Origin of the sequence: Sphingomonas faeni, from assembly GCF_040407565.1 — a bacterium.
GTDB lineage: Bacteria > Pseudomonadota > Alphaproteobacteria > Sphingomonadales > Sphingomonadaceae > Sphingomonas > Sphingomonas faeni_F.
This window is the reverse complement of the sequence record NZ_JAPZPR010000002.1, coordinates 273,121-296,514: the sequence shown is the minus strand read 5'-3', so window position 1 is coordinate 296,514 and position 23,394 is coordinate 273,121. Positions and strand designations below refer to the sequence as shown.

At 66.6% G+C, this 23,394-nt stretch carries 28 protein-coding genes; 10 read left to right on the top strand and 18 right to left on the bottom strand.

What is annotated here, in order from left to right; translation table 11 throughout:
* Window positions 1-26: 26 nt before the first annotated feature.
* Window positions 27-1,904, top strand: a complete 1,878-nt coding sequence (locus O6Y00_RS05880) for a M1 family metallopeptidase (protein ID WP_353441661.1) — start codon at window positions 27-29, stop codon at window positions 1,902-1,904.
* 137 nt (window positions 1,905-2,041) lie between these two features.
* Window positions 2,042-2,659: a CHAP domain-containing protein gene (locus tag O6Y00_RS05875; protein WP_353441660.1), complete on the top strand. Its 618-nt coding sequence runs from the start codon at window positions 2,042-2,044 to the stop codon at window positions 2,657-2,659.
* 368 nt (window positions 2,660-3,027) lie between these two features.
* Here the strand turns inward: O6Y00_RS05875 and msrB are convergent, their stop codons facing one another.
* The 4 genes from msrB to O6Y00_RS05855 all read right to left on the bottom strand — a co-directional run bounded on the left by msrB (window position 3,028) and on the right by O6Y00_RS05855 (window position 7,115).
* Window positions 3,028-3,516, bottom strand: coding sequence for a peptide-methionine (R)-S-oxide reductase MsrB (gene msrB, locus O6Y00_RS05870; RefSeq protein WP_133030144.1), 489 nt, complete (start codon window positions 3,514-3,516; stop codon window positions 3,028-3,030).
* Window positions 3,517-3,577: 61 nt separating this feature from the next.
* Window positions 3,578-4,816, bottom strand: a complete 1,239-nt coding sequence (locus tag O6Y00_RS05865) for a cytochrome P450 (RefSeq protein ID WP_353441659.1) — start codon at window positions 4,814-4,816, stop codon at window positions 3,578-3,580.
* A gap of 140 nt (window positions 4,817-4,956) precedes the next feature.
* Window positions 4,957-6,192: an ABC transporter permease gene (locus O6Y00_RS05860; RefSeq protein WP_353441658.1), complete on the bottom strand. Its 1,236-nt coding sequence runs from the start codon at window positions 6,190-6,192 to the stop codon at window positions 4,957-4,959.
* Entirely contained in the window at window positions 6,189-7,115 is a 927-nt protein-coding gene (locus O6Y00_RS05855) for an ABC transporter ATP-binding protein (RefSeq protein WP_353441657.1), read from the bottom strand. Before O6Y00_RS05855 ends, O6Y00_RS05860 begins: the two co-directional genes overlap by 4 nt.
* A 44-nt stretch (window positions 7,116-7,159) precedes the next feature.
* Between O6Y00_RS05855 and queG the strand changes: the two genes are divergently transcribed.
* Complete coding sequence (queG, locus tag O6Y00_RS05850) at window positions 7,160-8,308, top strand: tRNA epoxyqueuosine(34) reductase QueG (protein ID WP_353441656.1); 1,149 nt, start codon at window positions 7,160-7,162, stop codon at window positions 8,306-8,308.
* A 72-nt stretch (window positions 8,309-8,380) separates the two neighbouring features.
* Here the strand turns inward: queG and O6Y00_RS05845 are convergent, their stop codons facing one another.
* From O6Y00_RS05845 to O6Y00_RS05835, 3 genes are all read right to left on the bottom strand, one after another.
* Window positions 8,381-8,854, bottom strand: a complete 474-nt coding sequence (locus tag O6Y00_RS05845) for an Hsp20 family protein (RefSeq protein ID WP_353441655.1) — start codon at window positions 8,852-8,854, stop codon at window positions 8,381-8,383.
* A 199-nt stretch (window positions 8,855-9,053) separates the two neighbouring features.
* Window positions 9,054-9,425 (bottom strand): hypothetical protein, encoded by a 372-nt coding sequence (locus O6Y00_RS05840; RefSeq protein WP_435368590.1) that lies wholly within the window; start codon window positions 9,423-9,425, stop codon window positions 9,054-9,056.
* A complete protein-coding gene (locus O6Y00_RS05835; protein WP_353441654.1) occupies window positions 9,422-10,111 on the bottom strand; it encodes an EI24 domain-containing protein in 690 nt (229 codons plus the stop codon). The genes O6Y00_RS05840 and O6Y00_RS05835 overlap by 4 nt, the downstream gene beginning before the upstream one ends.
* A gap of 452 nt (window positions 10,112-10,563) precedes the next feature.
* Between O6Y00_RS05835 and O6Y00_RS05830 the strand changes: the two genes are divergently transcribed.
* Window positions 10,564-11,562 (top strand): adenosine kinase, encoded by a 999-nt coding sequence (locus tag O6Y00_RS05830; RefSeq protein WP_353441653.1) that lies wholly within the window; start codon window positions 10,564-10,566, stop codon window positions 11,560-11,562.
* Window positions 11,563-11,806: 244 nt separating this feature from the next.
* Here O6Y00_RS05830 and O6Y00_RS05825 read toward each other — a convergent pair whose 3' ends face one another.
* The 8 genes from O6Y00_RS05825 to hisB form a co-directional block, all read right to left on the bottom strand.
* Window positions 11,807-13,417 (bottom strand): amino acid permease, encoded by a 1,611-nt coding sequence (locus tag O6Y00_RS05825; protein WP_353441652.1) that lies wholly within the window; start codon window positions 13,415-13,417, stop codon window positions 11,807-11,809.
* 110 nt (window positions 13,418-13,527) lie between these two features.
* On the bottom strand, window positions 13,528-13,905 hold the full coding sequence (locus tag O6Y00_RS05820) for a histidine triad nucleotide-binding protein (RefSeq protein WP_353441651.1): 378 nt from the start codon (window positions 13,903-13,905) through the stop codon (window positions 13,528-13,530).
* A gap of 116 nt (window positions 13,906-14,021) precedes the next feature.
* Window positions 14,022-14,339 (bottom strand): phosphoribosyl-ATP diphosphatase, encoded by a 318-nt coding sequence (locus tag O6Y00_RS05815; RefSeq protein WP_056489754.1) that lies wholly within the window; start codon window positions 14,337-14,339, stop codon window positions 14,022-14,024.
* A 32-nt stretch (window positions 14,340-14,371) separates the two neighbouring features.
* A complete protein-coding gene (locus O6Y00_RS05810; RefSeq protein WP_353441649.1) occupies window positions 14,372-14,593 on the bottom strand; it encodes a hypothetical protein in 222 nt (73 codons plus the stop codon).
* Between the two features lie 3 nt (window positions 14,594-14,596).
* Entirely contained in the window at window positions 14,597-15,373 is a 777-nt protein-coding gene (gene hisF, locus O6Y00_RS05805) for an imidazole glycerol phosphate synthase subunit HisF (RefSeq protein WP_353441647.1), read from the bottom strand.
* 229 nt (window positions 15,374-15,602) lie between these two features.
* Window positions 15,603-16,337, bottom strand: coding sequence for a 1-(5-phosphoribosyl)-5-[(5-phosphoribosylamino)methylideneamino]imidazole-4-carboxamide isomerase (gene hisA / locus O6Y00_RS05800; RefSeq protein ID WP_353441646.1), 735 nt, complete (start codon window positions 16,335-16,337; stop codon window positions 15,603-15,605).
* Entirely contained in the window at window positions 16,334-16,939 is a 606-nt protein-coding gene (gene hisH, locus O6Y00_RS05795; RefSeq protein WP_353441645.1) for an imidazole glycerol phosphate synthase subunit HisH, read from the bottom strand. The genes hisA and hisH overlap by 4 nt, the downstream gene beginning before the upstream one ends.
* A 109-nt stretch (window positions 16,940-17,048) precedes the next feature.
* Window positions 17,049-17,636, bottom strand: coding sequence for an imidazoleglycerol-phosphate dehydratase HisB (hisB, locus tag O6Y00_RS05790; RefSeq protein WP_353441644.1), 588 nt, complete (start codon window positions 17,634-17,636; stop codon window positions 17,049-17,051).
* A gap of 71 nt (window positions 17,637-17,707) precedes the next feature.
* Between hisB and O6Y00_RS05785 the strand changes: the two genes are divergently transcribed.
* The 5 genes from O6Y00_RS05785 to gmk all read left to right on the top strand — a co-directional run bounded on the left by O6Y00_RS05785 (window position 17,708) and on the right by gmk (window position 21,069).
* Window positions 17,708-18,193, top strand: a complete 486-nt coding sequence (locus O6Y00_RS05785; RefSeq protein WP_056052087.1) for an SspB family protein — start codon at window positions 17,708-17,710, stop codon at window positions 18,191-18,193.
* Between the two features lie 186 nt (window positions 18,194-18,379).
* Window positions 18,380-19,768 carry a class II fumarate hydratase gene (fumC, locus tag O6Y00_RS05780; RefSeq protein WP_353441642.1) on the top strand — a complete coding sequence of 463 codons (1,389 nt, stop codon included), beginning with the start codon at window positions 18,380-18,382 and terminating at the stop codon, window positions 19,766-19,768.
* A 168-nt stretch (window positions 19,769-19,936) separates the two neighbouring features.
* Window positions 19,937-20,149, top strand: a complete 213-nt coding sequence (locus O6Y00_RS05775; protein WP_132737264.1) for a hypothetical protein — start codon at window positions 19,937-19,939, stop codon at window positions 20,147-20,149.
* A complete protein-coding gene (locus O6Y00_RS05770; RefSeq protein WP_132737267.1) occupies window positions 20,146-20,346 on the top strand; it encodes a hypothetical protein in 201 nt (66 codons plus the stop codon). The genes O6Y00_RS05775 and O6Y00_RS05770 overlap by 4 nt, the downstream gene beginning before the upstream one ends.
* Before the next feature lie 72 nt (window positions 20,347-20,418).
* Window positions 20,419-21,069 carry a guanylate kinase gene (gene gmk / locus O6Y00_RS05765; protein ID WP_353441641.1) on the top strand — a complete coding sequence of 217 codons (651 nt, stop codon included), beginning with the start codon at window positions 20,419-20,421 and terminating at the stop codon, window positions 21,067-21,069.
* Between the two features lie 84 nt (window positions 21,070-21,153).
* Here the strand turns inward: gmk and O6Y00_RS05760 are convergent, their stop codons facing one another.
* Genes O6Y00_RS05760 through O6Y00_RS05750 form a run of 3 tightly spaced genes read right to left on the bottom strand, consistent with a single transcriptional unit; the run spans window position 21,154 to window position 22,705 of the window.
* Window positions 21,154-21,834 carry an ATP12 family chaperone protein gene (locus tag O6Y00_RS05760; RefSeq protein WP_353441640.1) on the bottom strand — a complete coding sequence of 227 codons (681 nt, stop codon included), beginning with the start codon at window positions 21,832-21,834 and terminating at the stop codon, window positions 21,154-21,156.
* On the bottom strand, window positions 21,831-22,049 hold the full coding sequence (locus O6Y00_RS05755; RefSeq protein ID WP_353441639.1) for a hypothetical protein: 219 nt from the start codon (window positions 22,047-22,049) through the stop codon (window positions 21,831-21,833). Before O6Y00_RS05755 ends, O6Y00_RS05760 begins: the two co-directional genes overlap by 4 nt.
* Window positions 22,046-22,705 carry an HAD-IA family hydrolase gene (locus tag O6Y00_RS05750; RefSeq protein ID WP_353441638.1) on the bottom strand — a complete coding sequence of 220 codons (660 nt, stop codon included), beginning with the start codon at window positions 22,703-22,705 and terminating at the stop codon, window positions 22,046-22,048. The genes O6Y00_RS05755 and O6Y00_RS05750 overlap by 4 nt, the downstream gene beginning before the upstream one ends.
* 114 nt (window positions 22,706-22,819) lie before the next feature.
* On the opposite strand from O6Y00_RS05750, the gene O6Y00_RS05745 reads away from it, so the two are divergent.
* Entirely contained in the window at window positions 22,820-23,314 is a 495-nt protein-coding gene (locus O6Y00_RS05745; RefSeq protein ID WP_353441637.1) for a DUF1440 domain-containing protein, read from the top strand.
* The last annotated feature ends 80 nt before the right edge of the window (window positions 23,315-23,394 follow it).

Here is a 23,394-nt window from a genome sequence, read left to right as displayed (position 1 = left end):
CGAGGAACGGCGACATCGGAGTTCCCATGCGCATCCCCGCCTTAGCCACCGCCCTCGGCCTCGTCCTCGCATCCCCCGCCGTCGCGCAGACGATTGCCCCGATCCTCACCACCCCCGACGCGCACGACCCGCATAGCTATGCCCGCCCCGCCGAGGCGCGCGTCACGCATGTTGCGCTCGATCTCGCCGCCGACTTCGACACGCACGTCATCCGCGGCATCGCCACGCTCGACATCCTGGCGAAACCGGGCGCGAAGCTTGTGCTCGACGACAACGGCCTGAAGATCGTCAACATCACCGACGCTGCGGGCAAGCCGCTCCCCTACGAAGTCGGAGCGGTCGACAAGATCCATGGCGCGCCACTGATCGTCACCCTCAACGGCGCGAAGAAGATCCGCATCGCCTACGCCTCGTCCCCCGATGCGAAGGCGCTGCAGTGGCTCACCCCTGCGCAGACCGCGGGCAAGAAACAGCCGTTCCTGTTCAGCCAGGGCGAGGCGATCCTCAACCGCAGCTGGATCCCGACGCAGGACTCGCCCGGCATCCGCCAGACCTGGGAAGCGAAGATCGCCGTCCCGAAGCAATTGACCGCGGTGATGAGCGGGCTCGCGACCGGCAAGCCGACCTGCGCTGCCGATCGCTGCACGTTCCAGTACAAGATGGACAAGCCCGTTGCGCCGTACCTCATCGCGCTCGCGGTCGGCGACATCGCGTTCAAGTCGACCGGGCCGCGCACCGGCATCTGGGCCGAACCCGCGACCCTCCCCAAGGCCGCGTACGAGTTCGGCGAGCTCGAGAAATTCGTCGCCGCCGCGGAAGGGCTGTACGGTCCGTATCGCTGGGGCCGCTACGACGTGCTGGTCCTGCCGCCGTCGTTCCCGTTCGGCGGCATGGAGAACCCGACGCTCACCTTCGCCACGCCGACCGCGATCGCCGGCGACCGCAGCCTCGTCTCGCTGATCGCGCACGAACTCGCGCACAGCTGGTCGGGCAATCTCGTGACGAACGCGACGTGGGACGATTTCTGGCTCAACGAAGGCTTCACCAGCTATTTCGAGAACCGGATCATGGAAGCGCTCTACGGCAAGCGCCGCGCTGACATGGAGGCCGACCTCGCCTGGACCGACATGCTGGCCGCGGTGAAGGACGCCGGTGGCCCCGCCGCGAAGGACACGCAACTTCATCTCGATCTCGACGCCACGCGCGATCCCGATGACGGCATGACACAGATCGCCTACGACAAGGGCGCCGCCTTCCTCCGCACGATCGAGAAACAGGTCGGACGCGCACGGTGGGATGCGTATCTCCGCAGCTATTTCGACCGGCACGCCTTCCAGCCGCAGACCAGCGCCGGCTTCCTGGCCGACCTCAAGTCGAAGCTGCTGACCCCCGCCGAGGCGAAGACGATCGGCGTCGACACCTGGGTCTACCAACCCGGTATCCCGGCGAACGCGGTGCATGTGACATCCGCCGCGTTCCCCGCGGTCGACGCGGCGGCCAAGGCGTATGCGGCCGGCGGTCCCGTCTCGGGTGTGCCCGGCAAGGCTACAACGCAGGAGATCACGCGGTTCATCACGCAGTTGCCGCGCAAACTCCCGGCCGAGCGGTTGAAGGCGCTCGATACCGCGTTCGGGTGGAACACCACCGGCAATGCCGAGATCCGCTTCGCCTGGCTGCAACTCGCGCTCGCCAATCATTATGCGCCCGCCGACGCCTCGGCCGAGCAGTTCCTGACCTCTCAGGGGCGGCGCAAGTTCGTCGCGCCGCTGTTCCAGCAGCTGATGGATTCGGGGGACTGGGGCCACAAGCTGGCGATGGAGATCTACGGCAAGGCGCGGCCGGGCTATCATGCGGTCACGCAGGTCACGGTGGACCGCATAACCGGCTGGAAACTCATCAACTGAGCCAGCCTGCCTGACGCAATCGGGGGCTCATCGGCGCGGTAACACGCTTCGTCGGATATGGTTCCCGGCCGGGTTTCAATTAAATCGAACCTCCCGTAGCCAGAATGCGACAAACGGGTTTTGGCCGGGGGGTCTCGATGAATTTCAAGGCGTTAGCAGCGCGTTTTGCGCTGGTGGTATCGTGCGGCCTGATGACGGCCACCCCTGCTGCGGCTCAGTTCTGGCAGTGCGTGACGTTCGCCCGCTCGGTTTCGGGGATCGAAATCCGCGGCAACGCCAACACCTGGTGGAGCCAGGCCGAGGGTCGCTACGAGCGTGGCCACACCCCGAAGGCCGGTTCGGTCCTCGCCTTCTCGCCGACCTCGCGGATGCGCGTCGGCCATGTCGCGATGGTCTCGAAGGTCGTCAGCGACCGCGAAGTTCTCCTTACGCATGCCAACTGGTCCCGCCCCGGTGCGATCGAGACCAACGTCCGCGCGGTCGACGTCTCGCCGGCCGGTGACTGGAGCATGGTCAAGGTCTGGTACGGCCCGCAGGGCGACCTCGGCACTTCGGCCTATCCGACCAAGGGTTTCATCTATTCGGGGCACGCGCCTGCTGGTGATGCGCTTGATGCACAGCCTTCGTACCAGATGGCCAGCGCGACCCACACCGTGTCTGCAACGCAGCGCGCCAATGCTGCGCAACTCGCGACGATCCAGCATGGCCCGACTGACCCCCGCGGGATCTTCACGCTAGTGAACGAGGCGAACTGAGGTTTTTCCGTGCGGTGAAGTGCGGGGCTCGGTCCGGCATCCACGGCACTTGTTTTCTACGTCGTTAGTCTAGCGTTTCGCTACTGACCGCCCCCTGACAGTTAGGCGCCTCAACCTTTCCCCAAAGGGCACCTCCCCGGCGAAGGCCGGGGCCCAGTTGGAAAGGTCGCAGTAACAGCCCGCCACCTTCGTTAGCGACGTCCCCCAACTGGACCCCGGCCTTCGCCGGGGTGGCACTTTAGGGCTGAACACTGCTCTGCTAGCTTCTTGTTCTCCCGCGAGGGCGGGAGCCCAGTCTGGACCCCCGCCTTCGCGGGGAAACAAGTTTTGGACAGTGTTACGCGTCGCGCACGTTTAACTGAGCGCCTTCAAGCAGCCTTGAACGTCAGCGCATCGCCGTTCATGCAATAGCGCTTCCCCGTCGGCTTCGGCCCATCGTCGAACACGTGGCCGAGATGACCGCCGCAGCGCCGGCAATGCACCTCGGTCCGCGCCATCCCCATCGTCGAGTCCACCCGCGTCCGCACCGCGTTCGGCAATGGCTGCCAGAAGCTCGGCCAGCCCGTGCCGCTCTCGAACTTGGTCTTCGACGAGAAGTTCGGCAGCGCGCATCCGCCACACGAGAAAATTCCCGCGCGATGCTCGCCGTTGAGCGGACTGGAATAGGGCCGCTCGGTGCCTTCCTTGCGCAGCGTATCATAGGCGTCGGGCGACAGCTTCTTGCGCCACTGCGCGTCGGTCAGCGTGACCTCGAACCGCTCGGCGGCCTGCGCGGGTTGCGACGTGCATCCCCAGAGCGCGAAGCCGGCGACGCCCGCTCCGGCAAGCGTGAGGAAAGCGCGGCGGTCCTGGGTCATGTTCGTCTCCATGGTTCGGATATAGGTACGTCCGAACCACTCGATAAGGTTACGCCAAGCCTCAGTATTTGCTGATTTCCACCGGCAGCGTGCGATAGCCGTGGACGAAGCACGCCGCGACGCGCGTCGGTTCGGCGAGCACGTTGATCCGCATGCGGCGCGCGGCCATCTCCTCCAGCAGGATCGCGATCTGCATTTCGGCCAGTCGTGCGCCGACGCAGCGGTGGATACCGTGCCCGAACGCCAGATGCCGCCGCGCGTTCGGGCGATCCACCACGATCGCGTCCGCATCGTCGCCGAACACGCTCTCGTCGCGGTTCGCCGAGATGTACCAGAGCGCGAGCTTGTCGCCGGCCTTGATCTGCTGGCCCATCAATTCCGCATCGGCGGTCGCGGTGCGGCGCATGTGCGCGAGCGGCGTCTGCCAGCGCAGGATCTCGCTCACCGCGTTGGGAATCAGCGTCGGGTCCGCCTCGAGCTTTGCGCGCGACTCCGGAAACTTGTCGAGGCCATAGGCGAGCGCCGACATCGAATTGCGCGTCGTGTCGTTGCCGCCGACGATCAGCAGGATGAGGTTCCCGATGAACTCGTTGTGATCCATGTGGCTCATCGCGTCCGAGTGGATCATCATCGAGATCAGGTCGGGCGTCGGATCCTTGTCGATCTTCGCGTCCCACAGGCCTTTGAAATACGACCCACATTCGAACATGTACGCGAGCCGCTGACCACGGAGTTCCTCGTTCTTCACGATCTCGATATCGCCCGCCCAGTCCGACCACAGAGTCAGTTTGCGCCGGTCCGCCCAGGGGAAGTCGAACAAGATCGCGAGCATCTGGGTGGTGAGTTCGATCGCGACGGTATCGACCCAGTCGAACGGCGTGTTCCACGGCAGGCTGTCGAGCATGTCGGCTGTGCGCCGCCGGATATCGCCCGACATCCGGGTCATCTCGCTGGGGGTGAAGGCCGGCGCGACGGTGCGGCGCTGGCCGGTGTGCACGGGGCGGTCGCGCGCGATGAACATCGGCATGCGGACGTCGCGCTCGGCGACGAAATCGGCGATCGTGATCCCGCCGGCTTCGGAGGAGTAGAGGTCGGGGAGGGATTCGACCTCGACGATGCCCTTGTAGGAGGAGACCGACCAATAGGGGCCGTAGTCGGAATGCTCGACGTAATGGACGGGGGCCTCGGCGCGGAGTTGCGCGAACGGCGCCTGCCAGAGGTCGTCGCGGTAGAGTTCGGCGCGGCTCACGTCGAGCGGATCGACCATCTGTTGCGCTACGTCTCTTACCAGAGTCGCCATCGTCTCTCTCCCCTGTTTGCCGCAGGAGAGGCTTAGCTGACACTTATGTCAATAGGCTCCGTTGTCCTGCGAACGCAGGAGTCCAGGACCGCGAGGGATGGCGTTCGTTACCCTGGGCTCCTGCGTTCGCAGGAGAACAGTTAAGCGACTGCCTTGGCCTTGCGCCGCCAGAACGGCCTAGCGCTTCCCGATTGCAGCACGCCCCTTCGGAACAGCCGCGCGCCCACCGTAATGAAGATCGTCACCCACAACGCCTGCCACGCGAGCGCGGCGATATGCGGCCACAGTTCCGGCGAGTTCGCCGCACGTCCCGCCATCGCGAATGGCGAGGACAGCGGGAACAGTTCGGCGGCGGTGGCGATCCAGCTGCCCGGTCGCGATGCGGCCGCCGACGACAGGCCGAACATCGCGACCTGCAGGATCGTGATCGGCAGCGACAGCATCTGTATTTCGCGCATCGTCGTCGCCTGCGCCCCGACGCCGAGGAATACCGACCCGAGCAGCAGGTACGCCATGCTGAAATACGCCGCGAACAACACCGCGAACATCGGCGCGCCGACCGCCGGCGTCAGGTCGCCCAGCGCAACCGCCGCGGCGGCCGGCATCAGCGACGTGATCTGCGTGACGACGGTGCCCCAGAACGCGACGAACAGCACCGCGACGCCGAACATCCCGATCAGCTTGCCGAAGAACACCGATTCGAGCGGCACCGCGGCGGCGAGCACCTCGATCACCTTGTTGTTGCGCTCCTCGGCCATCGTCCCGACCACCTGTCCCGACAGGAACAGCGTCAGGAAGAAGATCCCGAACACCGCGAAGAAGGCGGATTGATGCTGCCCACCGACCGACGTGGTCGAGCGCGTGATCTGCGTCTTGGTCGCCGCGATCGCGGGCAGCGTGCCGCCGAGCTTCTGTGCGGCGAGCGTCGTCTGCGCGAGGAGCCCGAGATAGTCGGCCGACCGTCGCCCGCGCGGCCCGTACAGAATCTGCGGCGCGTCGAGGGGCCCGTACAGCACTGCCGCCGCGTCGATGTCCTTCGTCTCGAATGCAGCGCGCGCCTGCGCCGCTGGGTCGGTAGTCGGCGCGACTGTCGTCAGTTTTGGAGGGACTTCGTCATCGCGGAACATGTCCCGTAATCGCGCGTCGGCGTCGTCGAGCGGACGCGAAGTCGCAGGGAGGACGATCGCGATGATCCGCGTTTTGTCCTGCGCGCCGTCACCGACGCTGGCTGCGCTTATGCCGCCGAGGACGCTTAACGATCCCATGATCGCGGGGGCGAACAGGAACAGCAGGAAGATCGGCGTGAACACCGTGGCGATGAAGTCGCGGCGCGCGATCGTGAAGGTCTGGCGGAGCGTGCGGCGGAAACGGCTCATGCCGCCTTCTCCACAGGCGCATCGCCGTGCTGGCCGACGATCCGGACGAACGCCTCGTGCAGCCCCGGCCGCTCGATCGACAATCCCGAAATCCCGTATCCCGCGTCGATCAGTCTCACGAGCAAGCTCTCGATCCCCTCGTTCGGCAGCTCGAAGCGCCAGTTATCCCCGTCCGCCACCGCATCGACCGGCAGCACACCCCGGATCGCAGGATCGGGGCGATGCGGCGTGTAGTGGACGCGCTGCGGCAATATACCCCGAGCGTCCGCCACGGTGCCCTCGAAGCGCCGCTTCCCCCCCGCGATGATCGCCAGCCGGTCGCACAGGCGCTCGGCGTGACTCATGATATGCGTCGAGAACAGGATCGTCGCGCCGCGATCGCGCTCGTTGAGGATCAGCTTCTCCAGCCGCTCCTGGTTGACCGGATCGAGCCCGGAAAACGGCTCGTCGAGCACCAGCAGGTCGGGCTGGTGGACCACCGAGCCGAGCAACTGCACCAGCTGCGCCATGCCCTTCGACAGTTTCCGGATCTTCTCGTCGACTGCATGGCCGAGTCCTGCCGCCTCCATCAGCACCACCGCACGCTCGCGGCCGGTCTTCCAGTCTAGCCCGCGCAGAGCCCCCAGGAACGCGATCGCCTCGCGCGCCTTCATCGCCGGATACAGTCCGCGCTCCTCGGGGAGATAGCCGACCCGGTCGCTCGCATCGCGCGGATTGTCGTAGCCGAGCAGCGTGCGCGAGCCCTCGTCGGGTTCGATGATCCCGAGCAGCATGCGCAGCGTCGTCGTCTTGCCCGCGCCGTTGGGCCCGAGCACGCCGTACACCGAGCCGCGCGGCACCATCATGTCCACCCCGTCGACCACCCGCCGGTCGCCGAACCGCTTCACGATCCCGTTCGCGGTGACCGCCCATTCATCGTTCACGCGCAATCTTCCTCCCGAGGGTGGCGTCGTGGTAGCGGGCGGACGTGGCGCAAGACAAGCTGGAACACAGGCTCAAGGCCAAAGCGGCGGAACTGGGCTTCGTCGCGTGCGGGATCGCGCATGCGGGGGCGGCGCCGCGCGCGGGCGAACGGCTGCGCCAGTGGCTCGCCGACGGTCGCCACGGCGACATGATCTGGATGGAGGAGCGCAAGCACCACCGCGAGAGCCCCGCCGGCCTTTGGCCCGAAGTCCGCAGCGTGATCGCGCTCGGCATGAGCTATGCGCCGAAGGACGATCCGCTGCGGCTGGCGGACGAGGGCGGGGTGGGCCGGATCTCGGTCTACGCGCAGGGGCCGGACTATCACGATGTCGTGAAGCGGCAGTTGAAGGCGCTCGGACGGTGGCTGGCGGCCGAGGCGGGGCGGGACCTGCCGCCGTTCGATTTGAAAGTGTTCGTCGACACCGCGCCGGTCATGGAAAAGCCGCTCGCCGAAGCCGCGGGACTCGGCTGGCAGGGCAAGCACACCAATCTCGTCAGTCGCGAGCATGGCAGCTGGCTGTTCCTCGGCGCGATCTACACCACGCTCGATCTGGAGCCGGACGAGGGCGGCATCAACACCTGCGGCAGTTGCGACGCGTGCCAGACCGCGTGCCCGACCGACGCCTTTCCGCGGCCCTACCAGCTCGACGCCCGCCGCTGCATTTCCTACCTGACGATCGAACACGCCGGCCCGATCCCGCACGAGTTCCGCGCCGTGATCGGCAACCGCATCTACGGCTGTGACGACTGCCTGGCCGTCTGCCCCTGGAACAAGTTCGCCGCGGCCGCCAACGCGAACCTGGCGTTTCATCCTCGCGCAGAACTGGTCGCGCCCGAACTGGCGGATATCCTCGCGCTCGACGACGCAAGCTTCCGCCAAGTCTTCGCCGGCTCGCCGATCAAGCGCATCGGCCGCGACCGGATGATCCGCAATACGCTGATCGCCGCGGGCAACAGCGGCGACCGCGCTTTGGTTACATCGGTGGCGGTGCTGTTGGACGATCCCGCCCCGGTCGTTCGCGACGCCGCAATCTGGGCATTGGCACAGTTGGATCCGGCACGCTTCAGGGAGGAGCAGATCCGGCGGGCCGCTGGGGAAATCGACCCTGCGATCATCGCTGCGTGGAGGCAGGCCGATACGATGGTCGCCTAGACGAATGCGTGTTCGGCCAGGCCATAGGCAAAATGATGCTGCCGACGTTGGCGCCGGCAGCATCCCTAAGCGTTAGGCGGCGTCGCGGTCGCCCTTGGTTTCCGCGATGCGGTCGTTTGCTGCGGCCCCCGCGATCTCGATCCGGCGCGGCTTCATCGCCTCGGGCACCTCCCGCTTCAGTGCGATGCGGAGAAGCCCGTTGTCGAAGCTGGCATGCTGGACCTGGACGAAGTCGGCCAACTGGAATCGGCGCTCGAACGCGCGGGTCGCGATGCCGCGGTGCACGAACCGGCTTTCGTCGCGATCGTCCGGGCGTCGCCCGGTCACGGTCAGCTGGTTGTTCTGCGCGACGATCTCGATGTCGTCGGGGCGGAAGCCCGCCACCGCGAGTGTGATCTGATAGCTGTCCTCGCTCTCGCGCTCGATATCGAACGGCGGGTAGCCCTCGGGCGCCTCCGTCCGGGCGGTGGTTTCGAGCAGATCGAACAGCCGGTCGAAGCCGACCGTCGACCGACGATAGGGAGCGAAATCGAAGTTGGTCCTCATATCCAAATCCTCCTCATGAGCAATCTGAGCACGAGGAACACCGGATACCGAGCCGGTGCCCTCAGGTGACGCCGGACCGAAATGCGCCCGGCGACGGCAAAATAATTTTGCCTGGACCGGGTTCAAGAGGATCTGTGAATTTTTTTGGAAGGCCGTTTGCGCGGCCTGAAATCGACGGAAAACCGTGCAGGGAGAGCGGCTATTTGCCGCCCTCGCGCCGGGTCAGCGCCGCCACGCAGCTGGCGCGGTCGATCGTGCTGCCGTCGGGTTCGCGCGCGTCGAGATAGGTGACGCGCGGGGCGTCCGAGCCCTTGGGATAGAGATACGCGTCGAGCACGCAGATCCCACTCTGGAACTGGAGCTTTCGTGCGCTGCCTTCGCGGACGTCGGCGTCGGGCTGGCCGAACAGCCTGGTCAGGCCGGCGGCATCCTGCCCTAGGACGCGCTCGAGCCCGACGCTGGTATAGGGGATCGCCGGGCGACCGGCCGCCGGCTTGGCCATGGGTGCCGCGCAGCCAGCCAATCCGCCGCCGAGCGCCAGTGCGATCCCCATCGTCGTCAATCGCGTCATGCTTGGGCCTTACGGTAGAATTGGCTGTGGAAGTAATGCGTCGCCATCGCCGCGCCTAGCACGGGCGCGGCGATGTTGAGGACCGGAACCACGAACAGCCCGGTGTTCGCAAGCCCCAGCACGAACCGCCCCCCCTTGGTCGTCGCACGCCAGCCCCGCATCGCCGCCGCATCCATGTGGCGCGCCGCCACGATGTCGCCCAGATCGCGTCCGAGCAGCCAGCCATTGATGATGAAGAACGCGGCGGCAGTACCGACCCCGGTGACGAGCAGCGCGATGTATACGGGCAGCATCAGCACGTTGACCAATATCACGCGTGCGGCGGAGCGTAGCCCCATCGCGAGGCTGCGTGCGAACGGCACGGGGCGGGCGGTCTTCAGCGCTTCGGGATAATGCCGCGCCTCGACCGCTTCGACGACCTCGTCCGCGAAGATCCCGACGACCGCGATCGCGACCGCGCGGAACAGCAGCCACAGCGCGAGCACCGTGACGAACAGCGCGAACGCGGCGGCGAGTCCGCTCGCGTCCCAGCCGAGCCACGCGGCAAGCGCGGCCTGCGTCCCCCACCACGTGCCGACTCCGAGCAGCGCGAAGACGAGCAGCGTGACGACCATCGACTTGACGAACACGCGGAGGACCGGCGGATCGGTCAATTGGCGGAGCGAGAGGAGGAGCGCGCGGATCATCGGCTCGGGATGACGCGGGGGGTGTCGCAGGTCAACGCGCCTTCGTTTCGATAGGTAGCCGTTCACCCACCCGTTGCCCCGCGGAAGCGGGGGCCCAGCTAAATCGAAGGCATCGCCCGAGATCCTGGACCCCCGCGTTCGCGAGGGAACAGCGGAAGGCAATGGGGGGTATCCACGTCTTCAGCACCGCGAGAACCGCTGTAACCTTCAGAACCGCTGGACCCGCCCTAACCGCAATCACCACCCCGGCGGAGGCCGGGGCCCAATGGGGGGACGGCGGTAACGACGGGTTGCGCATCATTACGACGACCTTTCCAATTGGGCCCCGGCCTTCGCCGGGGTGGTCCACCTCTGACCGCCACCAGGCAGCGACCCGCACGCCACCCGCGCCAGTTGCACCAATCCCCCCCGGCATTTACGGCAGGGCTTTCCCGCACCCCCGGAGTTTCCCCTTGAGCACACCAACTTACGACGTCGTCGCGATCGGCAATGCCATCGTCGATATTCTCAGCACCGCCACCGACGCCTTCATCGAAGAGATCGGCGTCGCCAAAGGGTCGATGCAGCTCATGTTCTCGTCCGAGGAAGCTGATGCGCTCTACGCCAAGATGGGCCCAGGCATGGAAATCTCCGGCGGGTCGGCCGCCAACACGGTCGCTGGCATCGCCGCGCTCGGCGGCAAATGCGCGTTCATCGGCCAGGTCGCCGACGATCAGCTCGGCCAGGTCTTCGCGCACGACGTCCGCAGCATCGGCATCGAATTCGCCACCCCCGTCCGCGCCGGCGACCCGACCACCGGCCGCTGCCTGATCTTCGTGACGCCGGACGGCCAGCGCACGATGAACACCTTCCTCGGTGCGGGCCAGTTCCTCCCAGCAGCTGCGATCGACACCGCGATGATCGCCGACAGCGCGATCCTGTATCTCGAGGGCTATCTCTGGGATCCCGAAGAGCCGCGCGCCGCGATGCGCGCCGCGATCGACTGCGCCCGCGATGCGGGGCGGAAGGTCGCCTTCACGCTCAGCGACGTGTTCTGCATCTCGCGCCACGGCGGCGATTTCCGCCAGCTGCTGTCGGACGGTCTGATCGACATCCTGTTCGCCAATGAGAGCGAACTCGCCGCGCTCGCCGAGACCGACGACTTCGACGCTGCGGTCGCCAAGATTGCCGCGCAGGTCCCGACCCTGGTCGTCACCCGCGGCGAGCACGGTGCGTGCGCGCTTCAGAACGGCAACCGCGCCGAAGTGAAGGCCGAGCCGATCGCCAAGGTCGTCGACACCACCGGCGCGGGCGACCTGTTCGCGGCGGGCTTCCTCCACGGCCAGGCGCAGGGCTACGACCTGCACGCCTCGCTCAAGCTCGGCGCGGTCTGCGCGGCCGAGATCATCAGCCATGTCGGCGCCCGCCCGATGGTCGACATGAAGGCGCTCGCCGCCAAGCATATCGGCTGAACGCGCTTAGGGACCCGCACTAATCCTCCCCCGCCAGGGGGAGGTGGCGGGCGTAGCCTGACGGAGGGGGCGGCAGGCGATGACCTGCGTTCCGTGTCCTCCCCCTCCGACTGGCAAGTGCCAGTTACCTCCCCCTGGCGGGGGAGGATCAGGAGAAAGGGACCTTCACTACTACGGTGCGCAACCCCGCACAAAAAAAAGGGCCGCGGGAGGTTTTTCCCGCGGCCCTTTCTCTTGGGCTCGATCAGTGGCTGGCCGGAGGCATCCGGTCATCCTCGGCTACACCGTCGTCGAGCCCGAGCCCGACATGGCTGCGCGAGCGGCTGTAGAGGAAGTAGATCGCCAGCCCGATCGCGCCCCAGCCCGGCAGGACCAGCTTGGCGGTCAGCGGCAGCGACAGATACAGCCCGATGCAGCCGATGATCGCGAGCGGCGCGACGATGTACACCGCCGGCGTGCGGAACGGACGCTTGCGGCCGGGGTCGGTCTTGCGCAGCACCATGACCGAGATCGCGACCATCATGAACGCGAACAGCGTGCCCGCGTTGGAATAATCGGCGAGCTTGCCGACCGGCAGGATCGCCGCTGCGACAGCCGCGGCGATCCCCGTCACGATCGTGACGACATGCGGCGTGCGGAACTTCGGATGGATCGACGCGAGGCGTGCCGGCAACAAGCCGTCGCGCGCCATCGTGAAGAACACGCGGGTCTGGCCGAACATCATCATCAGGACGACCGACGGCAGCGCGAGCACCGCGGCGAGGCCGACGAGGCGGCCCATGATCGGCCAGTTGATGACCTGGAGCACGTGGACGAGCGCTTCCTTCGAACACACCAGCGGTTCCATCGCGCCCGAGGCTACGATCGCGGCGCACCGCCCCGCCATCTCGGCCGAGCCCGGCGCCAGCACGCCGCCATCGGCGGTCGTCACCGGGTTCGCACCGATCGCACCGATCGCGCCCGATGCGACCAGCAGATAGAACAACGTACAGATGCCGAGGCTGGCGATCAGCCCGATCGGTACGTTGCGCTGCGGGTTCTTGGTCTCCTCCGCAGCCGTAGAGACCGCATCGAACCCGACATACGCGAAGAAGATCGACGCCGCCGCACCCAGCACACCGACGCCCGACGAGCTCAGCGGATTGCCGACGCCGTACGGCAGGAAGGGGTGGAAATTGTCTGCCTTGAGCACGGGAATCGTCAGCGCGATGAACGCGGTCAGCGCGGCGATCTTGATCAGCACCAGCACCGCGTTGACGCGCGCGCTCTCGGTCGTGCCGACCACCAGCAGCCACGTGACGAGGCCGATGATGATCACCGCGGGCAGGTTCATGAAGCCGCCGACGGTCATCGCGGTCTGCAGATCGGCGTTGGGCGTCGCGCCGAACGCGACCTGGACGTGTGCCATCAACGCGTCCGCGTTGCGCAAGCCGTTGGGAATGTGGAAGCCGATCCCGTCGAGCAGGCCCGCCAGATGGTTCGACCAGCCGACCGCGACCGCGCTTGCGCCTACTGCATATTCGAGGATCAACGCCCAGCCGACCATCCAGGCCAGTAGCTCACCCGTGACGGCGTACGTGTAGGTGTAGGCCGAGCCCGATACCGGCACCATTGACGCGAGTTCGGAATAGCAGAGCGCCGCTACCGCGCAGACGAAGCCCGCGACGACGAAGCTCAGCAACATGCCCGGCCCCGCCTTCTGCGCGGCCTCGGACGTCAGCACGAAGATACCCGTGCCGATCACCGCGCCGACGCCCAGCAGGGTCAGCTGGAACGCACTCAGCGTCCGCGACAGACCCTTTTTCTCTGCCGTCGCCAGAATGGCATCCAGCGATTTTACGCGACCAAAAATCAATTCGGTACCCCCCGGGGATTGCTAGGGCCGGGTCAAAAGGCCCCTTGCTCAAGCGTCGGAGCCTAATGGCAATTTTATTACGTGCAATCCTTTAGTGGCGGAAAGCTGTGCTATTGCGCGAGCATCGGCCCGAGCGGGCGCCCGCCGAAGACATGAACATGCAGGTGCGGCACCTCCTGGTGTCCGTCCCCACCGATATTCGCGAGCAGGCGATAACCGGGTTCGACGAGGCCCGCCGCACGCGCGACGCTGCCGACCGCGCGGACGAAGCCCGCGATCTCGGCGTCCGATCCTCGCGCGGAGAAATCGTCCCATGAGACGTACGCGCCTTTGGGGATCACGAGCAAATGTGTCGGCGCCTGCGGATTGATGTCGTGGAACGCGATCGCGAAGTCGTCTTCATACACCCGCTTCGACGGGATCTCGCCGCGCAGGATCTTCGCGAAGATGTTCTGGTCGTCATAAGGCTGGGTGGCGTCGATCGGCATATATTCCCCTCCCGCTTGCGGGAGGGGTTAGGGGAGGGGCTGGGCCATCCCGATCCCGGCGGAGCATGTGCGTCATGCCCTCCCCCGACCCCTCCCGCAAGCGGAAGGGGAGCAGGTCAGCCCGTCCGCCCGGCCTTCTCGACCAGGCCGCCAACACCCTCGCGCCGTTCCAGCTCCGCGCGCACGTCGTCGAGACTCAACCCCGCGTCCGCCAGCAATACCGCGAGGTGGAACATCAGGTCCGCGGCTTCCGGCACGATGCTCGCCTCGTCGCCCGAGCACGCCGCGATCACCGTCTCGACGGCTTCCTCGCCGAGCTTCTGCGCGATCTTCGGGCGGCCCTTGGCGAACAGGCTCGCGGTATAGGAGGTGTCGGCGGGCGCATCGCGGCGAGCGCGGATGGTCGCCTCGAGGCGGTCGAATACGGGGTCCATGTGCTGCGTGCTGACGTAGCGGGGAGGGCGGGTCAATCCTTCTTGGGCGGTATCCCGTCGCGATCCGCCGCCTCACGATCGGCTGCGTTGCGGCGCCGGGCGTCGATGAACCGCTTGCGCAACGCCCGCCGCACCAGCCACACGCCGATCGCCGCGAAGACGAACAGCGCGACGTCCGACAGCGCAAATCCGGTCGGCGGATGCGCGACGCCGCTGTGCCCGGATTCGACCGCAAGGACGGTGAGCACCGGCATGGTCTAGCGCGCCCCGCGAACCGGCGTCCGCACCGGGATCCCCGCCGCTGCCAGCGCGGCATGCGCATCGCCGATCGACGCCTGCCCGAAATGGAAGATCGACGCCGCCAGCACCGCGCTCGCATGCCCGTCACGGATGCCCGCAACCAGATCGTCGAGCCCGCCGACGCCGCCACTCGCCACCACCGGTACGCTGACGCGGTCCGAAATCGCCCGGATCAGGTCGAGGTCGTAGCCACTCCGTGTGCCGTCACGGTCCATCGACGTGACCAGCAACTCGCCCGCACCGAGTTCGGCGAGCTTCAGCGCATGCGCGATCGCATTGATCCCGGTCGCGCGGCGGCCGCCATGCGTGAACACTTCCCAGCCTTCACCGGAACGCCGCGCATCGACGCTCGCGACGCAGCACTGACTGCCGAATCGCTCGGCGATATCCGCGACCAGTTCCGGTCGCTCGACCGCCGCGGAGTTCACGGCCACCTTGTCCGCCCCCGCCAGCAACAGTGCGCGCGCATCGTCCGCCGTCCGTACACCGCCACCGACCGTCAACGGCATGAAGCACACCGCCGCCGTCCGCCGCACGACGTCGAGGATCGTCCCCCGACCTTCATGGCTTGCCCCGATATCGAGGAAACACAACTCGTCCGCCCCGGCCGCATCATACGCCCGCGCCTGCTCGACCGGATCACCGGCGTCGCGCAGTTCGACGAAGTTCACGCCCTTCACCACGCGCCCATCGGCCACGTCGAGACACGGGATTACGCGCGCGCGGACCGTCATGCGCTGCGCCGAAGGTTTTGTTCACGCGGAGACGCGGAGACGCGGAGACGCGGCAAAGCCGCTAAGAATGATTCACGCGAAGGCGCAAAGGCGCGAAGAGTAATAAAGCGAGACAGACCAACCTTCTGCTCACTCTTCGCGCCTTTGCGCCTTCGCGTGAACAAATCTCTGCCTGCGGCGCCCCAGCTCGCTCTGCGGCCTCCGCGTCTCCGCGTCTCCGCGTGAATCATCATGAGGCCTTAGCCACGCTCAAAGCCGCCGCGAGATCGAGCCGCCCGTCGTACAAGGCCCGCCCCGTAATCACGCCCTCGACCCCGTCCCGCACATGCAAAGCGAGAACGTGGATCTCGGCAATGCCCTTCACCCCGCCGCTGGCGATCACAGGAATGTCCACCGACCGCGCCAGATCGACCGTCGCGTCGACGTTGCACCCCTTCAGCATCCCGTCGCGGCCGACGTCGGTGAACAGTAACGCCGCCACCCCCGCATCCTCGAACCGCCGCGCGAGGTCGGTCGCGCTGGTCGTCGAAACGTCCGCCCAGCCCTTGGTCGCGACCATGCCGTCCTTCGCGTCGACCGCGACCACGATCCCGCCGGGGAAATCCTTCGCCACGCCGCGCACGAACTCGGGGTCCTCCAGCGCCGCCGTCCCGATTACGACGCGGGAGACACCCAAGTCGAACCAGCCCTCGACGCTCGCCCGCGTCCGGATGCCGCCGCCAAGCTGCACATGCCCCGGAAACTGCGCGACGATCGACCGCACCGCATCGCCGTTGACCGAAGCCCCCGCAAACGCGCCATCGAGATCCACGACATGCAGATGCTCCGCACCCGCCTCGGCGAACAGCATCGCCTGTGCCGCAGGATCGTCGCCATAGACGGTCGCCCGGTCCATATCGCCCTCGGCGAGACGCACCACCTGACCCGCCTTGAGGTCGATCGCGGGGAAAATGATAAGGCTCACGGCCGCCACTCCAGGAAACGTTCGAGCAAGGCCAGGCCGTAGCGCTGGCTCTTCTCAGGGTGAAACTGCACGCCGATCATCGTGTCACGACCGATCGCCGCTGTGACCGGGCCGGCATGGTCGGTCGTCGCGAGCACGTCGGCGCCTTCGAACGCAAAGCTATGCAGGAAATACGCCTCGCCCGGCTCGATCAGCGGATGCGCGACGGACGGCACGACGTCGTTCCAGCCCATATGCGGCACCTTTGCCTCCATCGTCCCCGGCTCGAGCCTGCGCACGCGCCCCGAAACCCAGCCGAGCCCGGCATGAGTCCCCATCTCTTCCCCCGCATCGGCCATCAACTGCATGCCGACGCAGATCCCGAGAAACGGCGTACCCTCGTCGCGAACCCGCCGGTTCAGCGCCTCGACCATCCCCGGCACCGCCCGCAAAGCCGCCGCACAAGCGCCGTACGCGCCCACGCCCGGCAGCACGATCCGGTCAGCCTTCGCAACGACGTCGGCATCGGCGGTGACAACAAGATCGACACACCCAGCCGTCCGCAACGCGTTCTCGACCGAATGCAGGTTCCCCGCACCGTAATCGATGAGCGCGAGCGTCAAATTCCCCTCCCGCTTGCGGGAGGGGTTAGGGGAGGGAGTGACATAGCCGCGAGTCCGACGATCGAGGCCAGGCCCTCCCCCGACCCCTCCCGCAAGCGGGAGGGGAGCATCAGAGAATCCCCTTGGTCGACGGAATCGCGTCGGCCTTGCGCGGATCGATCTCGATCGCCGTCCGCAACGCGCGCGCGACACCCTTGAACGCCGCCTCGGCGATGTGATGATTGTTCGACCCGTACAGAGTCTCGACGTGCAGCGTGATGCCGGCGGCTTGCGCAAAGCTATGGAAGAAGTGCTCGAACATCTCGGTATCCATGCCGCCTAGGCGCTTCTGCGAGAACAGGTCCTTCCACACCAGCCAAGGTCGCCCGGAAATATCCAGCGCCACCCGCGTCAACGTCTCGTCCATCGGCGACAGCGCATCGCCGTACCGCGCGATACCGCGTTTATCACCGAGCGCCTGCGCGAACGCCTGCCCGATCGCGATGCCGGTATCCTCGACGGTGTGATGCTCGTCGATATGCAGATCACCCTTGGTCCGTACGTGGATGTCGATCAGCGAGTGGCGCGACAATTGTTCGAGCATGTGATCGAAGAAACCGACCCCGGTCTCGACGTCGTACACGCCGGTCCCATCGAGGTTCACGGTGACGTCGATCGCCGTCTCGGCGGTGGAGCGGGTGATCGTGGCGGTGCGCATGCCACCTCCCATAACGTCCGCCACGACGCATGCAATCTTGACCGGCATCCGAATGGCGCTACCCAAGGGATATGACCGATGGACTGCCCGATAGCCTGATTCCGTACGACGAGATCGTACAAGAAGCCCTGCGTGCCGTGGTCGGCCGCGTGCTCGGTTCGGTCGCGGAGGCCGGCGGGCTTCCCGGAGAGCATCATTTCTACATCACTTTCAAGACGCAGGCGCCCGGCGTCGACATCCCCAAGCGCCTGATCGAGCGTTTCCCGGACGAGATGACGATCGTCATGCAGAACCGCTACTGGGACCTCATCGTCGACGACGAGCGCTTCTCGATCGGGCTTTCGTTCAATCAGGTCCCGTCGAAGCTGGTGATCCCGTATTCTGCGATCACCGCGTTCCAGGATCCCGCGGTAAGCTTCGAGCTCCGCTTCCAGGCGCAGGAAGGGGCGGACGATGCACTCGGCGACCATGACGAAGCGGAGAACGACGGCCCGACCGCCGTTCCGATCGAAGACGGTTCCAACGTCGTGGCCGTGGATTTCAAGCGGAAGAAGTGACCCAGACTCCCTCTCCCCTCGTGGAGAGGGAAGGGGCCCGCGGCACTTGCCGTGGGAAGGGAGAGGGGAATTGGGACGCACGGTCCTAAGCCTCAAAGCCCTCACCCTTCCGTCGCCTGCGGCTCCTCCCTCCCTCTCCCCGAAGGGGCGAGGGACCCACGCAAGCCCCCGGAAGGTTCTCCCCACATGACCACCCGCACAGAAACCGACACGATCGGCCCGATCGAAGTCCCCGCTAACGCCTATTGGGGCGCGCAGACCGAACGCTCGATCGAGAACTTCCCGTTCGCCGCCCGCGAACGCATGCCGATCGAGATCGTCCACGCGCTAGCCCTCGTCAAACAAGCCGCCGCCCGCGTAAACCGCTCGCACGGCCTTGACGAAACAATCGCCACCGCGATCGACTCCGCCGCACAGGAAGTCATCGACGGCAAGCTCGACGACCAGTTCCCCCTCGTCATCTGGCAGACCGGCAGCGGCACGCAGTCGAACATGAACGCCAACGAGGTCATCGCCGGCCGCGCCAACGAGGTCCTCACCGGCACCCGCGGCGGCAAGTCCCCCGTCCACCCCAACGACCACGTCAACATGAGCCAGTCGTCCAACGACAGCTTCCCCACCGCGCTCCACATCGCCGCCGCGATCGCCACCACGCACCGCCTGATCCCCGCGCTCGACAAGCTCCACGCCGCGCTCGACGCGAAGGCCAACGCCTGGGACGACATCGTCAAGATCGGCCGCACGCATCTCCAGGACGCGACGCCGCTGACGCTCGGCCAGGAATTCTCGGGCTATGCGAACCAACTCTACCGCTGCCGTGCCCGCATCGAGCCCGCGATCAGCCACGGCATGGTCATCCTCGCGCAGGGCGGCACCGCGGTCGGCACCGGTCTCAACGCCCCCGCCGGGTTTGGTGACGCGATCGCGCATGAACTTGCGCAGATCACCGGCCTGCCGTTCGTCAGCGCGCGCAACAAGTTCGAGGCACTCGCGTCGAACGACCCGCTCGTCCACCTCTCGGGCACGCTCAACACGCTGGCGGTCGCGCTGACCAAGATCGCCAACGACATTCGCCTGCTGGGCTCGGGGCCCCGCTGCGGCTTCGGCGAGATCGACTTGCCCGCGAACGAGCCCGGCAGCTCGATCATGCCCGGCAAGGTGAACCCCACGCAGTGCGAGATGCTGACGATGGTCGCGGGCCAGGTAATGGGCAACCACGTCGCGGTTACCGTCGGCGGCATGCAGGGGCATCTCGAGCTGAACGTCTTCAAGCCGCTGATCGGCGCCAACGTCCTCCGCTCGATCGACCTGCTCTCGACCGCGATGGAAGGATTCGCGGAGCGCTGCGTCGACGGCATCGAACCCAATCGCGGGCGGATCGCCGAACTGCTCGACCGCTCGCTGATGTTGGTGACCGCGCTCGCCCCGGAGATCGGCTACGACGCCGCCGCAAAGATCGCCAAATATGCCCACGCGGAAGGCCTGACGCTGAAGGAAGCAGGCCTCGCGCTCGGCCTCGTCGACGCCGAAACCTTCGACCGCGTCGTCAAACCCGAATCGATGCTCGGCCGCTAACCTTCCGCACTCACTCCGTCATCCTGACGAAAGTCAGGACCCAGAGCCACGATCGGTCCGCTGAGTAATCTTGGGTCCTGACTTTCGTCAAGATGACGGATGGTGGTGGGGCGCGGGAACCCAATCCTCCGCCAAACGCTAACCCGCCACACGGACAGGAGAAATTACGTGGGCGCAACGACCATAGGCGCGCTGATCGGCGCAGGCATCGACTCGCTCAGCGGCGACGACGGCAACGCGGACGGCGCGATCATCGGTGCGATCACCGCCAACGTACTCAAGATCGTCGTGCCGCTAGCCGTGACCTACGCGATCGGCTGGGCAGTGCTGCGCGGTGCAGCGGAACTTAAGGACCAGGTTTTCGGGGAGCGAGAAGCATGATCGGACGTATTATCAGTGCATTGGTCGGCCGCGAAATGGGCCGTCGCGAAGGCAGCGGCGGTACGTCGGGTGCAATCAAGGGTGTCGTCGCAATGAGCCTGATGCGCCGCATGGGCCCGCTCGGCATGATCCTCGGCGGCGGTTATGCAGCAAAGAAGGCGTATGACCGCAACAAGGCACGCAAGGCCGGCTATTAATCCGCCTTCGTAATACCACGCGCGGACTGCGCATGGGTTGACGCCCATGCGCAGTCCGCGGCAAGGGCGCGCATGCCCCACACACTTCCGTCCGACCCGCATGGTTTCCGTCGTCGCGGAGTCCTGTTCGTCCTGTCCTCACCATCCGGTGCCGGCAAGTCGACGATCGCGCGCAGATTGCTCGCGGACGAGCACGAACTCGAGATGTCGGTCTCGGTCACGACCCGGTCGATGCGACCCGGCGAAGTCGATGGCAAGGACTATCATTTCACCGACCTCGAGGGCTTTCGCGACATGGTCGCGAAGGACGAGTTCCTCGAATGGGCCCACGTCTTCAACCACCGCTACGGCACGCCGCGCGCGCAGGTCGAGGAGTTGCTCGCGGCCGGCAAGGACGTGCTGTTCGACATCGACTGGCAGGGCGCGCAGCAACTGTTCCAGATCGCCGGCGGCGACGTCGTCCGCGTCTTCATCTTTCCGCCCTCGATGGAAGAACTCCACCGTCGCCTCACCAGCCGGGGCACCGACTCGACCGAAGTGATCGAAGCCCGCATGTCGCGCGCGGCGAACGAGGTCAGCCACTGGGACGGCTATGACTATGTACTGGTCAACGACGACGTCGACAGCTGCATCCGCGGCGTGAAGACGATCCTGGCCGCGGAGCGCCTGAAGCGCTCGCGCCAGACCGGGTTGATCGGCTTCATCCGCCGCCTGACGCGCTAACCCGTTCTCCTGCGAACGCAGGAGCCCAGGGTTACAGGCCGGAGCGTTTGAGTATCCTGGGCTCCTGCGTTCGCAGGAGAACGCTCAGAGCAGCCCCAGAAACTCTACGCCCAACCCGAACTCCTTGCGCTTCAACTCGCGCAACTGAGTCGCCTGCCAGTCCTCGCCCCACATCTCGACCGACCAGTCCTCGTCGATCCCCGCCGCGGCCCAAGCCGCATCCGCGTCGATCTCGCCCTCGATCAGCGCCAGCCCGATCACCAGCGACCCGGTCAGCGTCACCACCGGCGACAACCCGGCCAACCGAAAATCGTCATACGCCGCCACCGCCTCGTGCAGCCGCGCGACCGTCGCGTCCGGTTGCGCGACATGCATCACGCCCGCCGTGACCGCGAAGGTCACGTCATACCGCCGCCGCGCCCACGCCAGCAGCGGATCCCAGGACGCCGCCTGCCGCTCGACCAGCAACGGCGGCCCCTCGGCGCGGTAGCAGAGCAGGTCGCTCTCGCCATACGCCGCCAGCCGCGCGGCAAACTGCGCAGGATCGTTCGCGATCGGATCGGTCGCGGCATTGGCAAGCCCGGTCAGCGGCATCGTCCGCGGATCGATCGTCTCGCCGACCGCGCGCCATTCCGCCGCGACCGCCTCGGCCAGCGCACCGCTCGGCAACGCCAGCGGTCGCCGCCCGGGCGTCCGCACCGGCTTGCCGTCGAGCGTCACCACCCGATCCGCATCGATCGCGACGTCTTTCCAGAACCGCTTCACGCTTCAGGACTCCGCCAGCGATGCGCCAGACTGCGCGGCACGATCGCGATCATCGCCATCGCCGACAGCACGATCGCCGTCCCGAGGATCTTCGGCGCCCAGTCATGCGCGCGCGCGATCAGGATCAACCCGAGCAGGGCACCTGCCACCCCAGCCAACCGGACGACGACCAGCACGAACCAGCGTCGCTGCGCTACCTTGTCAGCCTCAGTCATCGCGGCGACACCATGTGCAGCAGGTCCGGCACGGTCGTCGCAACGACATCCGCCCCCGCGTCCGACAGTTCGTGCACGTCGTGATACCCCCACGCGACCCCGACGGCGCGCACACCGGCCGCGCGGGCCATCGCCATGTCGAAGCTCGTATCGCCGATCATCGCGGTCGTCTCCACGGCAGCGCCGGCCTCCGCAATCGCCGCGAGCAGCATCGCCGGATCGGGTTTCGACGGATGCCGGTCCGCGGTCTGAAGCGTCACGAACCGATCGGCGATTCCGTGCGCTGCGAGGATATGCGCGAGACCCCGGTCCGACTTCCCCGTCGCCACGCCGAGCAGCCAGCCGTCTGCGGCGAGTGTCTCGATCACCTCGGCAATCCCCTCGAACAACGGCTCGTCCGCCAACTCGCCACTCGCGCGCATCGCATGGAACGCGTTCTTGTAGTCGGTAGCGAGCGACCGGTGCAGTGCCTCGTCCGCTGTCGGCAACAAGACCTGCATCGCCTCGACAAGACTCAAGCCGACGATCCGCCGAATGTCCGCGCGCGGCGGCGGGATTAGCCCGGCGCCCTCGAACGCACGCTCGCACGCGACGCAGATATTCGCCTGGCTGTCGACGAGCGTCCCGTCGCAATCGAACACGGCAAGGCGGGTCATGAGATTTTCCAACGCATCGCCGCCTCGTAGATCACGCGTGCACGCGAGGGAACGCCAAACCGGAACGCGCGCGCCTGCGAACGGTTCGTGTCGGACACCTCTGGAGACTTAACGATGGCGCACGCACAGACCGAAACCCCGAACATCTGGGCCGCCGCCGCCGCGGGTCTGGTCGCCGGTCTCGCCGCCTCATTCGTGATGGACCGCTTCCAGGCCGGCGTCGCCGCGCTGTCCTCGTCCGAGAGTCATGCCGAACCGGCGACGGAGAAGGCGGCGGACAAGGTATCGCAGGTGGTGGTCGGCCACGACATCCCCGACGATCGCAAGTCGCTTGCCGGGCAGGTCGTGCATTACGCGCTCGGGGCAGGGCTGGGGATCGCCTACGCGGTGGCGGCGGAATACCGGCCTTCGGTGACGGCAGGCTACGGCACCGCGTTCGCTGCGGCGACGACCGCGTTGCTGGATGAGGCTGCGGTGCCGGCGGCGGGTCTCGGTGATGCGCCGTGGAACACCGCGCCGACCACGCATCTGTATAGCGCGGCGTCGCACATCGTGTTCGGGACGGTGACGGAGGGTGTGCGGCGGTTGGTGCTGGGCTGGCCGAAGTAGGGCGCTAGCTGCGCTCTTGTAGTTCCCCCGCGAAGGCGGGGGCCCAGGAATCAAGCAGCGACGCGATCGTGGCTCCTGGA